We start from the raw sequence: 15073 nt of genomic DNA, 5'->3' as shown, positions 1-15073 counted from the left end.
GTTTCCTCTCATTTTTAATGCTATTTATTCTCATTAAGCCTCTTAATTTTTGAGTGACCTTTAGTTATTATGTACTACTTCAATGGCTTTTTTGATCTGTGACAGTTGAGGGTGCGGAATGTGGGTTTTATAACTGCTTTGTTTCCATCCCCTTATGGGTAAAAGGTGATCAAAAACCTCTTGGTTTTCAAATCAAGAGTAGTGAATTTATGGCGTTTCCATCCCCTTGCGGGAAAAGGTGATCAAAAACAAACGAACGGTTCGTTGAGGTCTAAATGATAACAGCAGTTTCCATCCCCTTGCGGGGAAAAGGTGATCAAAAACCAAGAATCAAATAGAGGCTACCCGGTATCAATTAAAGTTTCCATCCCCTTGCGGGGAAAAGGTGATCAAAAACGTACAGCCTTCATTTCAAATATTCCTTTAAAGCAGTTTCCATCCCCTTGCGGGGAAAAGGTGATCAAAAACTATTGACCCCGACTCAGACCGACTTATTGAGTGTGTGGTTTCCATCCCCTTGCGGGGAAAAGGTGATCAAAAACGGTGGAGGCTAACAAACTGGGGCGCAAGCCTCACAGAGTTTCCATCCCCTTGCGGGGAAAAGGTGATCAAAAACAATCGCTAAAGTACAAGCAGCGAAAGTTACTTGGTTTCCATCCCCTTGCGGGGAAAAGGTGATCAAAAACGAGAATACAACGTAATTAAACCAGTACGCCGCCCGGTCGAAGTTTCCATCCCCTTGCGGGGAAAAGGTGATCAAAAACTTTCTAAGCAAGTTAATGGTGTGGTGGTACGAGAGAGGTTTCCATCCCCTTGCGGGGAAAAGGTGATCAAAAACCTGTTGCTGCATCTACCTTTACCAAAAGCTTGAACTTGTTTCCATCCCCTTGCGGGGAAAAGGTGATCAAAAACCACAAGAGTAGCGGAAGGGTATGATGAGAAGCTAGAGTTTCCATCCCCTTGCGGGGAAAAGGTGATCAAAAACGCTGTTAAAATACGTCCTGCCTTACCTGTTGTTAAGTTTCCATCCCCTTGCGGGGAAAAGGTGATCAAAAACGTACAGCTAGAACAAGGTATAGCTATCCTTGACTTCCTAGTTTCCATCCCCTTGCGGGGAAAAGGTGATCAAAAACCCTATACCTACTGACCTGCTATCACAACTGGCTTTCAGAGTGCTTTTGCACCGAGCTACGGAAACATCAAAGTGACATTTTTAATAAGTATTCAATTTTCAAGGTTCTGTGAGCCGTTTTCAGCCAATAAACATAATATAAAACAAAAACTCCAAGAAGTCAACCCCAAAAACCAAAATTTTCTCAAAAATTTTCCAGATCACTAAAAATAAACCAGAATAGCTGACAGCGCGGAACTTAACAGATTAATTTACATTCCGTTACAACAACAAAAAGCCCACACAGAAAGAAATTGCACCTCTTTCATGTCTCATAAACTCCCATAACCAACTTTACAAAAGTCAACAATTTCCATCAATGAAAATCAAAAGATAGCGGGTAATTCTAACTCCTGACTACTATCAGAAATATCCGACTTAGGTTTTTTCACAACCTTTAAAGGAACACGAATTAAATGATAAGCCCCTTTAGTAGCTATATTCTTATAATCATCCGGTGATAAATTCATTTCCATAAACTTCTTTTGTTCCGCTAATAGCAACAACGAACTTGGTGGTTTTTCCGTTAACTTCTGTGGAGAAGATTGTTTTTTCACATATTCTAAAAACTCCTGACTAGAACTAATATAATTAACATTTGTTCTCGTGTAGAAAGTCACAGTCGGCTTTTTAAAACCCACCATAACTAACTCCTCCTGGGGTTGTTTTTCCTGCACAATAGTAGTGGCTAACTCTCGCAAAGGTAATTGACGTTGTGCGTCCATTAAGGACATTGCAGGCATTAATACCATACCTAAAAAAGCCATAAATCCAATTAAATTAATAATAAGGATATATCGCCAATGATAGGTTAAAATTAAAACCGCGATGATGATCGCAGTTAATAACCAAACTATGCCACCATAAGTTAATAAACCAGAATTTTGTAAAGATTGATATAACTCAGGTGCCGCAGGATCTTGTCCTGTAATTTTGGTTAAATTGAATAAAGCTACAGAGATAATTGTCACAAAACCGACATTTATCCAACTACTAATTTTTAAAGATTTTTGTGGGTTGATGGGCGAATTTTCCCCATAAAGATCACTGTAAAATAATCCTACCAAAATACCCGCCGCAGGCATTAAAGGTAAGACATAACTGGGAAGTTTGGTAACAGCAATGGTAAAAAAGATGAACACACCTAAAAACCAAAAAGCCGCAAATAAACCTAAATGTTGCGAACGTTCTTGAGTTAAAAATTGGGATCTTTGCCAAAATTTGATATTAGCTAAAGCCCCAGGTATATAAATAGAATAGGGGGCAAATAATAACAGAATTATTAATAAGTAAAAATACCAAGGTGCGGAATGTCCATTAACAACTTCTGTAAATCTTTCAATATTATGATATCCAAAAAAAGCATTAATAAAATTCCAACCATTTCTTAATGTAACTAAGATATACCAAGGCATTGATAAGATTAAAATAATACCTATTCCTAAAATTGGCTGCATTTCTCGCCATAATTCCCAGAATTTTCCTAAGTATATAGCAAAGGAAATCATAATCAATCCTGGTAACACAATTCCCACAGGTCCTTTAGTTAAAATTGCCCCAGCAATGAGAACATAACAGGCTAAATACCATTGATTTGGTAATCTTATTTTTCCAATATTAATACTAGGAAGATTTTGGGCATATCCCAAGAAAAAACATAAAAGTGCAGAGGCAATACAGCCTGTTAATAACATATCAGAAACGCCAGTTCTTCCCCAAATGATCATTTCTGGGTTGACTCCTATCAGTGCAGATGCAATACCAGCGATAATATAGGTTTGGGATGGGTTGCTAATTTGTTGTAGTTGATTTTTCTGGGTTAAATGCCATTTAACTGTATAAAATCCTAAAGCCATGACAGCCAATGCAGCTAAGGCAGATGGTAAACGGGCAGCCCATTCATTCACACCAATGATGGCGTAACTAATAGCTTGACACCAATAAATTAAAGCTGGTTTATCGAAGCGTGTAACACCATTGAAAAACGGTGTAATCCAATCACCAGTAACTAACATTTGTCTCGATGCTTCCGCAAATAGGGGCTCAGTTTCATCAACTAAACCTACTGTACCTAATTTCCATAGAAATGCGATGAACCATAGTATCAATATCCACAGACTTGAAACGGTTACAGCTAGGGCTGGACGCTTCTCTAAGCTATTAAACCATTCCTCAATAACGGGGGGAAAACTCAAATTTAACCTCATGAAATTATATAAAGCAGTAGGGGCGAATGGCCCCCGTACAGGAGTCGGGAGAATGAATATCATTAAGATAGATGACTATCATTAACACAATTAGGTTCTTGATGATCACAATCTTTAGCCCATAACCAATTTACCAAAAAGATCCGCAACTTCTCGCAGCAGTCAGGGATCTGAATTTTTCTGAATTTTATGGTTGTAATATTAATAACCATTCTTTCTTTTGATGATGCCATTGAGGAAAAGGTGTTTCTCCTACTATATAAGGTCCCCAATAACGTCTTGTACCATCTTCAGCAAAGGCGACTAATACATCTCCTTTATCTATGTTTAATTTTCCTTGGGGTAAGGATAAAATTAACCCTTTTTCACTGCCTTCTTGGGGTGCAAAATCCCAATGGGCAGGCAGGTTTGAAGTGATGGGATCATCCTTTTTAAGATTATTTTGATTGGCGGATTTTCTGGATAATAATGCTAATCTTACAGGTTTATCTGTTTGATTACTCATTCTTAATAATCCTGATGTTTGGGTTTTAGTTTCTGTGTTATTTTTATAGGCTAACAGATTGGTTTTTTGCACTGGTTTAGTTAATTCTACTGGTGTGTTAGAGTTATTATTAATATCCAATGCTTTGGCAGAAATCAGGTTTTTTTGATCTGGAGATGCGGTGTCTGAGTTGGCAGGTTCAAATGATATACTGATATCTAAGCATCCTGCTACAATGGCTATGATTGCTAATAAGGTAGCACCAATCAGATAGTTACGATATTGATTCATAGAATTTTTATTCATAGTGAATAATAGTGATTAGAAGTTAACAATATATTTTTCTGTGTGCCCTATCTCAGAAATGATCAGGAGGAATATACAGCAATTTCCGGTATGATGAATCAGGAGTCAGCAGTCAGCAGTCAGCAGTCAGGAGTAAGCACCTGTCACCTGTTACCCTTATATCTGTACCTCTTTTTCTTACACTCTCTAACTCATGCAAAATACTCGCCTAAATAACTTATTAGACACTGTTGCTGCTGCTTTAAGTCAATGGTTTGTTAACCCTTGGCGCAGGTTTTCCCTATTATTAATTAGTTGGTTGTTGGGTTTTTTCCTGGGTTCGGCGGTTTCTACCACTGCTGGCCAAAAAGCGGAATTAGATATTCTTGTGGCTGCTTTTTTGGTTATCCTTACAGAAGTTGCCAGTAGAATATTTTACAGTGGTGGTTTTTTCGCTAAACAGTCTCTCTGGGTAGAAAGTCTTAACTGTCTCAAGATAGGTTTTATCTACAGTCTGTTTCTTGAAGCGTTAAAGTTAGGTTCTTGATTTTATGTGTAGTAATTGGTTGCTTCAGATTTTAACAATGGATACATCTTGGCAGGTATTAGCACAAGCTGAGATGCTACAGGATGCTGTGACAGCAAGGGTATTTAATGTCACGGAAAATAATGTAGCTGAGGTTATTTCCCAAAGACGGGATCTACTTTCATTGATTTTCCCTGATTTTGAGAGGTTTTGTCAAATTCATCTGCAAACTAACCCAAAAACTATGTTAAAGGTTTTATGGGATTTGTGGTTGCCCTTAGGATGTAACATTGCAGTTCAACGCGAGAATTTAGGTAAACCTTTGATTAAAGGAATTTTAGGCGCACAAGGTACGGGTAAAACTACAATGTCAAGGGTTTTGAAGTTAATTCTTGAGAATTTAGGATACAGAACTGTATGTTTGTCTTTAGATGATTTGTACAAAACTTATAGCGATCGCTTAAAGTTAATACAGCAAGATTCCCGATTAATTTGGCGTGGTCCACCAGGGACTCACGATATCCACTTAGCTCTAAGTTTACTGGATCAGGTTCTTCAAGGCAAGAGTTCTGTAGAGATTCCTAGATTTGATAAATCTGCTTATAATGGTATGGGCGATCGCACAATTCCAGAAATCATTCCCGATCCTATTGATATTATACTTTTTGAAGGTTGGTTTGTGGGTGTGCCACCTATTAGCGAACATAGTTTTATTGATCCTCCCCACCCTATTATTACCCAGGGCGATCGCCAATTTGCCATAGATATGAATAATGAGTTAAAAAATTATTTACCCTTATGGGAAAAATTAGATAATTTAATAGTATTATATCCCCAAGATTATCGTTATTGTTTACAGTGGAGAAAACAAGCAGAACATCAAATGATTGCTACAGGAAAAACGGGAATGAGTGATGATCAAATTACAGAATTTGTTTATTATTTTTGGCGGGCTTTACATCCAGAATTATTTATTAATCCTTTAATTTCATCCTCTGATGTTGACTTAGTGATCAAAATTGATCAAGATCATAATATGAAATTATAAAACAAGATCCCCGACTTCTTTAAGAAGTAGAGGATCTCAAATACTTATAACTGAATTAACCCAGTAATTCAATATTAGAGAAAATGAAATCTTGAATGGTTTCATTACCATCTTGAACAGTGATAATTACCCGACGATTTAAAATGAAGTAATTACCCACTTTTTCGTATTCATCAGTAAATACACTTCTACCACCTTTTTGTACACCAGTTTGGGGATCGTGGTATACAGAATCATAAGTATGAGAAAGATAACCTTCGCCAGTTTCGTGAACGCTAAAAGTATTAATAGTCACAACAACTCCATGAATATGACGATGAACAAGGGTGACGATATCTTTACGAACTTTATATTTGTCTCCGGTTGCTTTTCCGCCCATAATGATTTCTACAGCGCCGGTGTTATCAGTTTCGCCATAGCTGAAAGTATTTTCACCGTGAGTCTGTTCAAAAGTGCGGCGGATACGATGTACTCCTATTTCCCAAAGTTGTCCATGAATGGCTTTTTTAGCAGCTTCATCTGTTACTTCTGAAACTTCAGCCTTAATATTAGCATCTAAGCGTACTTTTCCTTGTACTACTTGATCATCATACTTATAAGTAATATCAGCAGTATAACCGGGGAAATTATGATCCCAAGTGTAACGATTTTGATATGCAGACCGAAAAAGTTCTTGGGCTGAGACTTGAGTAACTGTCATAGTGTTTTTCCTGGGGTTGAAAAAGTTTACAAAATTAGGACTGACAAAAGTGATATTCCTAGGGTGCGTCAGATATCAATCATTTATTGACTTAGAGGATTTATGTAGTCTGACGCACCCTACAAGTGTGATAAGCTAATGTGCAGCACTGTATAATTAAAAGACCTGAAGTTACAGTAGCACAAGCATCTTGCTTGTATTAATTATTCAAGTTAAAAGCACAACAGCTTAATGTTTGTCCTAGGATTACAAAATAATGGATGATAATAGCTTTTTATCTGTGTTGATATTAGGATATAACTAATTCTTGAGGTTCGCATAGTCCCCAAACGGGTACTCTATTGATGTATCGTTATGTCTAAAACTCTCCATGCTATTTTTGAAGCGATCGCTAATGTCCAAACTGAGGCAGAATTAAAATCAGCCCTGATGAATACCATTGGTGAACATTTTGGCGTACAACATTGGGGGATTGATTTTTTAGACAATCAGTTAAATATAGATATTTCTACTCCTGAAATTCCGGCTGTCTGTTTAGAAGCTAACCCCATTGGTAATTATGTCATTGAACGTCATGCACCAACGCATGAAGAATTAATTCTATCTCCAGAAGATTGGAAAAATTTTTGTACTCGTCATGAACATATTATGACAGGCCCTATAGTTTGTGATGGTAAATTAGTGGGAACTTTAAATTTTGCCCGCGATCCTGGTAGTTCATCTTTTGATAGTAATGATTTAGCAGATTTGAGTGCAGTTTGTATTCATTTATCTGCTAAAATTGCTAGTTTACGGGCTAAATCTAAAACCATTACATCTATTACTAATAGTCCATTAACTGCTAGGGAATTAGAAATAGCTGAATTGGTATCTCAAGGTTTAACAAATAGTGAAATTGCCAGTAAATTATGGATTACACAAAATACTGTCAAACAGGCTTTAAAGAGAATGTTTAAAAAATTAGATGTTTCTAATCGTGCGGAAATGGTCGCTAAATTACAGGATCATTGGTAAACTAGTATGCTGATAATTCTTAAATATCGTTTTCTTAAATACTGACTGCTTACTTTCAAATTAACCAGAAGAAGTTAATTCTCTAGCTAATTTCTCTTTAATCTTTTCCATATTATCATCAACATTATGATTACTGAGATTTTGAATAAGTTCTAAACCTTCTGCCACAGTATCAACTTTTTTTATTAATGTATTCAATGTAATTTCATTATTTCTTTTCATCAAATTGTTTATCTGTATGATTAAATAGTTTATTGATAATGTCAACAAATGTTTTTTTAGGTTCATATATGGCTGTAATGTTCGCTAGTTGATTTATTCTATTCTCTCCAGTATCTTCTTTTGAAATTGCTTCAACTTTGTTTGATAAATCTCTTTAGATAAGTGACAAATTCTAGTTTGAGTTTATCCAATTGGTAATCAATTAATGTCAGACTGGGATCTACGCTTTTTTTCACTACATCAAAAGTATGAATAAATGATATATTTAATGTATAGTTGATATTTTCTTGATTACCTGTAATACTTTGACAGCACAACGTGGCGGTAGCCACTCATCTTGATTACCCAGGGAGAAAACTATGGTACGTTTGGAAAAATGGCAATGGCTAGTTTTAATATTACCAATTGTCATCATTATCGGCTTTTTATTAATATCCGCAGGACAGCAAATTCAGGCTTGGAGAATAAGTTGGATTTGGGGTATAATTACTCTAATGTTAGTAGGTTGGCGTTGGTTATTAGTCAAGTGGACAAAACCCACATTAAGCGAAATTGAAGCGGTTTTTGTGGAAGTACAGGAAGAATTAGCATCTAGTACAGAAAATAAGATTGCTGATAATACAGGGAATAATATATATCGAGTAGAAACAGCACTACAAAACATTTTAATAGAAGCACAAAATGATCCTCCAATTTGGGAAGATTGGCAAAAATTTTGGGGCAGATGTCAAGATTTAGTAGTAGCGATCGCTAACATTTATAATCCAGAAATTAAATATCCAGTTTTAAATATTTACATTCCCCAAATCTATGGATTAATTCGTGGTACAGTGGATGATCTTGATCAATGGATGGAGAAATTATCACCATTACTTAATCAAGTTACCCTGGGTGAAGCATTTCAGGCTTATGAAATTTATCGCAAAGTAGAACCATCAGCCAGAAAATTTTTACAAATATGGAATTGGGCGCAATGGGTATTAAATCCCGTGGTAGCCGTAGCTAAAAAAGCCAGTGAAAAAAGCAGTAATAAAGCATCAGAAGAACTGCTAATAAGTCTCAATCAAATGTTAAGAGAAGTAAGTTTACAGAACTTAGCAAAACGAGCGATCGCCTTATATTCAGGCACAAAAATAGAGGCAAAAAACAGCCAAATTCAACTAGCAAAACCCACCATAGTCACAGCCAAAACTCAAACCCTACGGGATATATTAACCCAAGCAGAACCGCCAGAAAAAATAGCACAAAAACCCGTAAATATTCTCATAGTTGGGCGGACAAGTAGCGGCAAAAGTAGCCTAATTAATACAATTTTCCAAAGTGAATTAGCACAGGTAGATATATTACCCAGTACCGATGAAATTAAAAGTTATCATTGGCAAACAGAAAATGGTGAAAATATCAATCTTTATGATACCCCAGGATATGAACAAATCAAACAAGATAAATTTAGAAAATTAGTAATTGACTATGTGCATAATGCCGACTTATTACTATTAATGACACCTGCATTAGATCCAGCATTACAAATAGACTATGATTTTCTCAAAGACATCAGAAAAAACATCACAGACTTACCAATAATTACCATAATTAGCAAAGTAGATCAACTGCGTCCTATTCGTGAATGGCAACCTCCCTATAATTGGGAAACAGGGACAAAACCCAAAGAAATTGCCATTAAAGAAGCCACAGAATATCGCCAACAAATGTTAGGAAAATTCTGTAATTTAGTACTACCAATAGTTACCAAGGATCAGAAAACTGGGCGAGAATCTTGGAATATAGAAACCTTATCATCAGGGATATTAACAACCTTAGATCCTGCCAAACAATTAAGAATAGCGAGATTTTTAAGAAACCTAGAAACACGAATTACAGCAGCAGCCAAAATCATAGATAATTACACATTTCAAATGACCACAACTCAAGGAATTACTGCATTATTAAAAAGTCCAGTATTACAATTTATTTCTACTATATCAACAGGTTCACCAACCCTAGCTTATTTATTAGCAGAACAAATTCCCATAGAACAATTACCTTTAGTCATTGGTAAATTACAAATGGCCTATGAACTATATCCACTATTAAACACAGATAAAACCAAATCACGTAATTTTGATTTAATATCTTTGTGGCCATTATTAATAGAAAATAGTACAACACCAGATCGAAATGCCTGGGCATTTGGTCATGGTTTAATAGAATATTGGACACAAAATTTAACCATTGAACAATTGCGAGAAAGATTTGATCATTACAGCAACATTCAGTCATCAGTTATCAGCAGTCAGCCATAACATTTTCTAGTTTAGCTCTTTGGGCAACTTCTTCTACAGTCCAAAAAATAGTTTGCATAATCATTACACCTCCTTTGTGCTGTTTAATTATTGTAGCTGAATTTTAACCAAAGAGCGATACAGTGATTAGAAATCGCGTCTACACAACAATACCTATATACGCAGGTTAGAATCCGATTCATTTTTTATTAGTCCATGCAGTCGTACTTTGCTTTTATAGTAGCATGACGTAATCCTTATGATATTCGCTTTTTCAACTAATTAATAACCTGTCCCAAAACATTTTGACCAGATTTAGACAACAATTCCTTAGCAGCAATAGCATTAATAGAATCCACAATACCAAGACGAACTACTAATAAAATACCATCAGCAATCTGACCTAAAATAGCAGCATCAGCAGTCATATTCATAGCAGGAGTGTCAATAATAATCAAATCATATTCCCGACTAAAATTAGTGATTAAATCCGTCATTTTTTGAGAATCTAACACAGCATTAGTAACGGGAAATATTCCCGCAGTCAAAACAGCTAAATTAGGCATTACCTGATGAACATGAATATTATCATTAATATCCATATTGCCCATAATAATATTACTTAAACCTTCTTGATTCATCACATCCCAAATTTCATGTTGTGTAGGATTTTGTAAATTAGCATCTATGAGTAGAACTTTACGGTTAACTTGTGCCATAACCATAGCTAAATTAGCTGCTACAGTTGATTTACCTTCCTGTGGTACAGCACTAGTAACAACAATAGTTTTAACCTGACGATCATTTTTGATAAAATTCAAATGCGATCGCAAAATTCTGTAAGATTCAATTAAAGAAGAACCAGAAAAATCTCTAATTAAAAAGCGATTGATATGAGAATTATTTTTGACAAATTTAGCAACTTGTGGTAATACTGCTAATACATTAAAACCTAATAATTCTTGGGCTTCCTCAACAGTTTTTATAGTCTTATCTTGAACTTCTAAAATATAGATAGTTGCTAAACCAGCTAAGATAGCTAATAAAGCTGAACTGAGATAAGAAATGAGAACAGAAGTAGCAGGTTTATCAGGAATTTGTGCTGTAGATATCACACTGGCATTACCTAAATTTTGATTTTCGGCAACGCGACTTTCTTGCAATTTTTGTAATAATAGAGAATAAGTAGATTGTGCAGCTTGTAATTTACGTTCTAATTGACGCTGTTTTTCTTCTAATTTAGGTAAATTATTCAATCGTTGTTTATAAGATAACTGTAACCTCAATAAAGTATCAGCTTGACTTGCTAAACCGATACGATTTGATTCCAATTCCACTAATCTACTAGAAAGTTGTTGTTGTAAAGTACCAATTTGGACTTCGTTTTTTCCAGGTACTTGATAATTGCCTAAAACTTGTACAGTTCTGCTTTTAATCAGCTTATTTAAAGATACAATTCTCTGTTTTAAAGATATAATTTCTGGATGATTATCCTGTAAAGAAGTTTGCTTAGATGCTAATTGAGATTCTAATTGTTGAATTTCCTTTAAAATATCTTGAACTCCAGCAACTTGACTCAAAGAAGTTATTAATAGTGCTTGTTGAGAATTCATTCCCAACTGTTGACTAATGACTTGAGATTGGGATTGAATATTTGCTAATTGAGATTGAGTTTCGTTAATTCTTAACTGTAAATTAGCAATCACATCTACAGCTTTATTTGCTTCTTCTTGTAGAGAAACAACTTTATTTTCCTCTTTAAAATCTGCCAATTGAGATTCAGCTTGACGCACTACTAATTCTGCTTTAGGTAATTGATTTTCTATGAATTTTCTTGCTAGTATGGTATCTGATCTTTTGGAAGATAGACTTTCTTCTAAATAGACTGTAACTAATTCATTGACAACTGCTGCGGCAATTTTTGGATCAGTATATTTGTAACTAATTTCCAGAATATCTGCACCTTTAACTAATTTAATATCAAGATTTTTCAGGAATAATTCAGTTGTGGAGAAAATTTGATGATTATATTGACGGTTAATTCTTTGGATAGTTGTTTCTATCACAGGAATAGATTTAATTACTTCAGTTTCAGTATTGAGAGGGTTTCCTTGTTGAACTAGAGGATCTAATTTACCTATTTCTGTTCCTAAACCTGTAATTGAAGATGTGGAACTATTTCTTTGAAAACGTAATTTTGCTTCTGCTATATAAATAGGTTGCTTTAAGAATGTAATTAATTGTGCTATGGTAAAAACTGACAGAAAAGCTAATAATGTGGGCTTCCAACGACGTTGGAGAATTTGCCAATATTTTTCTAAAGAAACTGAATTTTCTTCTAATTCCATAAACTTATAAGTAATTTAATTTTTTGATTTTTGAGGTTATTTTAGGGAGGAAATTATTGAAGATGCAGATTTTCGAGAATTGAGATAAATCATTTTGATACTATTAATAACTCTGGCTATGTCTTCATCTATGAGATTAGAACCAGATGGTAAACAAAGACCTTTGGTAAATAAATCTTCGGCTATTTCACCACCAATAACTTCACAATTTGCAAATACAGGTTGCAGATGTAAAGGTTTCCACACTGGACGAGTTTCTATTTTTTCTTGGGCAAGTTTGAGGCGAATATCTTCTCTATTTGCACCAAATTTATCAGGATCAATTGTTAAACAAGTTAACCAACGGGTAGAAATTCCAAAATTAGCTTCTGGCATAAATTGGATTCCTGGTATATCATTTAAAGCCTGTTGGTAGATTTGAAAATTACGTCTTCTGGCTGCTACTCTGCCTTTTAAAACTTGTAATTGACCTCGACCAATACCTGCTAAAACATTACTTAAACGATAGTTATATCCTATTTCTGAATGTTGATAATGGGGTGCAGGATCGCGAGCTTGAGTAGCTAAAAATTTGGCTTTACCAATTAATTTATCATCATCAGAAACTAACATTCCTCCACCTGATGTGGTAATGATTTTATTACCATTAAATGAGAAAATACCAACCTTGCCAAAAGTGCCAGGAGAACGTTGTTTGTAAGTAGATCCTAATGCTTCGGCGGCATCTTCAATTAATGGAATATTATATTGATTACAAACTTGAAGAATGGGGTCAATGTCGGCACTTTGACCATAGAGATGCACTACTATAACTGCTTTAGGTAATTTACCAAAATAGGCGCGTTTTTGTAAAGCCTCCTGCAACAAATTTGGGTTCATATTCCAGGAAATGCGATCGCTGTCAATAAATACAGGTTTTCCACCTAAATAAATAATAGGATTAGCGGTAGCCGTAAAGGTTAAGGTAGAACAAAATACTTCATCTCCTGGGGCTACTCCTACTAATTGTAAAGCTAGATGTAATGCGGCAGTTCCAGAACTTACAGCAGCAGCATAACTACCACCGATAATTTGGCAAAATTCTTGTTCAAAAGCATCTACATTTGGACCGATGGGGGCGATCCAATTAGTATCAAATGCTTGTTTGACAAATTGTAATTCCTCGTTGCCAATGTGGGGAGTGGAAAGGAGAATTGGTTTATTCATAACTTTTAATCACAGCTAATTAATTATTAATTAAGGAGGTTTTAAACTAATTCACCTCCTAAAATCTTATATTCTTTCATCATGATAACTCCAGATTGAAACTCTCCAATTTTTGGATTGATTGTCTCACCTTGAACCATCTTTAATATTAGTCCAGGAAAATCTGCACCAGCTAAATGTGATAAAGGATAAACCCCACCAAACCGAGGATTTAACTCAATTAGATAAGGTTGATTATCTTGGATAAAACAATCTATATCTAGTGGTCCAACATGACCTAGTTTTTCCCCTAAAGATAATCCTAAATCTATTAAAGTTGAATTATTGCAAGTTTGAGCTTGCATTGTTTCTCCAAATCTTCTGATAATATTTGTTCTGGGAATAACAGATAAAACATTTCCATCTAAATCATTACAGATATCCAATCCATATTCTTTACCTGTAATCATTTGCTGAATTATCATATCTGGTTGATAATGAAAAAACGCATCTAATTCATTGATATTTCGGGACTTAAATAAATTTGTGCTTGCAGAACCTCGGCGTGGTTTAACAATTAAAGGAAATATTAATTTGCCCCTATTAATATCCTTTACAGCTTCTTCAAAATCTATGTATGTTTCGGGAGTATTAAAATTATTTTCTTTAAAAAAGATATAAGTTAAGTACTTGTCAAAACAAATATTATTGACTATAGGTGTAGGAATAATAGGAATTACAGCATTTTTTCTGAAATCATCTAAATGCTGACATAAAATGTCAATATCCGGATCAAGAAATGAAAGTAAAATATTTATTTTTTGTTTTTGACAAATTTTCAGCAAACTAGGGATATAATCCTTACTATCAATATCAGGAACTATTAAAGATAAATCACAATATTTAAATCCTGGTGTCAATTCTGAGTTACCAGTGGCAATAATTTTGTCATTGGTGTTTAAATGTGAGCGAAAATATTCTGCTATGTATCCGCGTCTACCAATACAGGATAACAAGATATTCATTTAACTTTCTCCTAATGTTAAATAACTTTAAATGATGTAGCTGTTAAAAATGTCTTGAAAATCTTCTTTGCGTCTTGCAACCGTATATTTTTTAATATCTGAATCGTAAATATACCTTAGCGGGAGTTAAACACTTTTGAGGAAGAAATAAGCCTCAAATCGTTGCGGGGTAAGGGAAATACATTAAAATACCCAAAAACGCCTGTAACCCAGATATCACAACAAACCAATCAAAACGATGTAAAACCCCTTTGGGATATACGTTTGAGGATATTTTAGAAGTGTTTTTTGCCTAAGTCCCGTTAGAAGGTCATAACTTGCGTTTTTACATCCATATATTCCCTTTAAGCAAAAGTTCAAATTGTGAATTTTTTTCAAAACAAATCTTTGCGAATAGTTGTAACCCACATTCCGCACCCCAAACTGTCACAGAGGGAAATTACGTAGAGAAAAAATTAAAGGGAGCATCAAAACAAACATATAAAGTGAAAAAAGGCATTTGAGAAACAGTAAATCACCAAAAACGTCATCAAAACCTATTCTCAATAAGAACCAATAAGAATGCACACCACCTGG

General features: G+C 34.9%; 11 protein-coding genes and 1 CRISPR repeat array. Of the genes, 4 read left to right on the top strand and 7 right to left on the bottom strand.

Translation table 11 applies throughout. From position 1 onward, the window contains the following. Positions 1-140: 140 nt before the first annotated feature. A CRISPR array of direct repeats spans positions 141-1133; the repeat unit is 37 nt; unit sequence GTTTCCATCCCCTTGCGGGGAAAAGGTGATCAAAAAC. Between the two features lie 364 nt (positions 1134-1497). Next, entirely contained in the window at positions 1498-3378 is a 1881-nt protein-coding gene (locus H6F32_RS19365) for a glycosyltransferase family 39 protein (protein ID WP_190370911.1), read from the bottom strand. 187 nt (positions 3379-3565) lie between these two features. Continuing rightward, on the bottom strand, positions 3566-4168 hold the full coding sequence (locus H6F32_RS19360; RefSeq protein ID WP_190370910.1) for a hypothetical protein: 603 nt from the start codon (positions 4166-4168) through the stop codon (positions 3566-3568). A 193-nt stretch (positions 4169-4361) separates the two neighbouring features. On the opposite strand from H6F32_RS19360, the gene H6F32_RS19355 reads away from it, so the two are divergent. Further along, the gene (locus H6F32_RS19355; protein ID WP_190370909.1) at positions 4362-4694 is read left to right on the top strand and encodes a DUF565 domain-containing protein; all 333 of its coding nucleotides are present in this window, start codon (positions 4362-4364) and stop codon (positions 4692-4694) included. A 4-nt stretch (positions 4695-4698) separates the two neighbouring features. After that, positions 4699-5721, top strand: a complete 1023-nt coding sequence (locus H6F32_RS19350) for a glycerate kinase (RefSeq protein WP_190370908.1) — start codon at positions 4699-4701, stop codon at positions 5719-5721. A gap of 55 nt (positions 5722-5776) precedes the next feature. On the opposite strand, the gene H6F32_RS19345 is transcribed toward H6F32_RS19350, so the two are convergent. Continuing rightward, positions 5777-6421, bottom strand: a complete 645-nt coding sequence (locus H6F32_RS19345) for a DUF3386 domain-containing protein (RefSeq protein WP_190370907.1) — start codon at positions 6419-6421, stop codon at positions 5777-5779. Between the two features lie 354 nt (positions 6422-6775). Between H6F32_RS19345 and H6F32_RS19340 the strand changes: the two genes are divergently transcribed. Further along, the gene (locus H6F32_RS19340; RefSeq protein WP_190370906.1) at positions 6776-7435 is read left to right on the top strand and encodes a LuxR C-terminal-related transcriptional regulator; all 660 of its coding nucleotides are present in this window, start codon (positions 6776-6778) and stop codon (positions 7433-7435) included. A 60-nt stretch (positions 7436-7495) separates the two neighbouring features. Here the strand turns inward: H6F32_RS19340 and H6F32_RS19335 are convergent, their stop codons facing one another. Next, positions 7496-7657 (bottom strand): hypothetical protein, encoded by a 162-nt coding sequence (locus tag H6F32_RS19335; protein WP_190370905.1) that lies wholly within the window; start codon positions 7655-7657, stop codon positions 7496-7498. 359 nt (positions 7658-8016) lie between these two features. Between H6F32_RS19335 and H6F32_RS19330 the strand changes: the two genes are divergently transcribed. Then, positions 8017-9960, top strand: a complete 1944-nt coding sequence (locus H6F32_RS19330) for a GTPase family protein (protein WP_190370904.1) — start codon at positions 8017-8019, stop codon at positions 9958-9960. A 257-nt stretch (positions 9961-10217) separates the two neighbouring features. Here H6F32_RS19330 and H6F32_RS19325 read toward each other — a convergent pair whose 3' ends face one another. The 3 genes from H6F32_RS19325 to H6F32_RS19315 are packed head-to-tail and all read right to left on the bottom strand — an operon-like array spanning position 10218 to position 14497. Beyond that, entirely contained in the window at positions 10218-12287 is a 2070-nt protein-coding gene (locus H6F32_RS19325) for a polysaccharide biosynthesis tyrosine autokinase (protein WP_190370903.1), read from the bottom strand. 36 nt (positions 12288-12323) lie between these two features. After that, the gene (locus tag H6F32_RS19320; RefSeq protein ID WP_190370902.1) at positions 12324-13493 is read right to left on the bottom strand and encodes a DegT/DnrJ/EryC1/StrS aminotransferase family protein; all 1170 of its coding nucleotides are present in this window, start codon (positions 13491-13493) and stop codon (positions 12324-12326) included. Positions 13494-13534: 41 nt separating this feature from the next. Further along, on the bottom strand, positions 13535-14497 hold the full coding sequence (locus H6F32_RS19315; protein ID WP_190370901.1) for an ATP-grasp domain-containing protein: 963 nt from the start codon (positions 14495-14497) through the stop codon (positions 13535-13537). Between the last annotated feature and the right edge of the window lie 576 nt (positions 14498-15073).

This window comes from Anabaena sp. FACHB-1237, from assembly GCF_014696225.1.
Taxonomy (GTDB): Bacteria; Cyanobacteriota; Cyanobacteriia; order Cyanobacteriales; family Nostocaceae; genus FACHB-1237.
Note: the sequence above shows the minus strand (reverse complement) of the source record. Positions and strands in the feature narration are given on the sequence as shown.

What these genes read in the sequence shown, in the direction of transcription:
- H6F32_RS19330 (WP_190370904.1), top strand. Translation starts at nt 8,017, where the DNA reads ATGGTACGTTTGGAAAAATGGCAATGGCTAGTTTTAATATTACCAATT.
- H6F32_RS19335 (WP_190370905.1), bottom strand. Translation starts at nt 7,657, where the DNA reads ATGAAAAGAAATAATGAAATTACATTGAATACATTAATAAAAAAAGTT.
- H6F32_RS19325 (WP_190370903.1), bottom strand. Translation starts at nt 12,287, where the DNA reads ATGGAATTAGAAGAAAATTCAGTTTCTTTAGAAAAATATTGGCAAATT.
- H6F32_RS19355 (WP_190370909.1), top strand. Translation starts at nt 4,362, where the DNA reads ATGCAAAATACTCGCCTAAATAACTTATTAGACACTGTTGCTGCTGCT.
- H6F32_RS19360 (WP_190370910.1), bottom strand. Translation starts at nt 4,168, where the DNA reads ATGAATAAAAATTCTATGAATCAATATCGTAACTATCTGATTGGTGCT.
- H6F32_RS19345 (WP_190370907.1), bottom strand. Translation starts at nt 6,421, where the DNA reads ATGACAGTTACTCAAGTCTCAGCCCAAGAACTTTTTCGGTCTGCATAT.
- H6F32_RS19350 (WP_190370908.1), top strand. Translation starts at nt 4,699, where the DNA reads ATGTGTAGTAATTGGTTGCTTCAGATTTTAACAATGGATACATCTTGG.
- H6F32_RS19365 (WP_190370911.1), bottom strand. Translation starts at nt 3,378, where the DNA reads ATGAGGTTAAATTTGAGTTTTCCCCCCGTTATTGAGGAATGGTTTAAT.
- H6F32_RS19340 (WP_190370906.1), top strand. Translation starts at nt 6,776, where the DNA reads ATGTCTAAAACTCTCCATGCTATTTTTGAAGCGATCGCTAATGTCCAA.
- H6F32_RS19315 (WP_190370901.1), bottom strand. Translation starts at nt 14,497, where the DNA reads ATGAATATCTTGTTATCCTGTATTGGTAGACGCGGATACATAGCAGAA.
- H6F32_RS19320 (WP_190370902.1), bottom strand. Translation starts at nt 13,493, where the DNA reads ATGAATAAACCAATTCTCCTTTCCACTCCCCACATTGGCAACGAGGAA.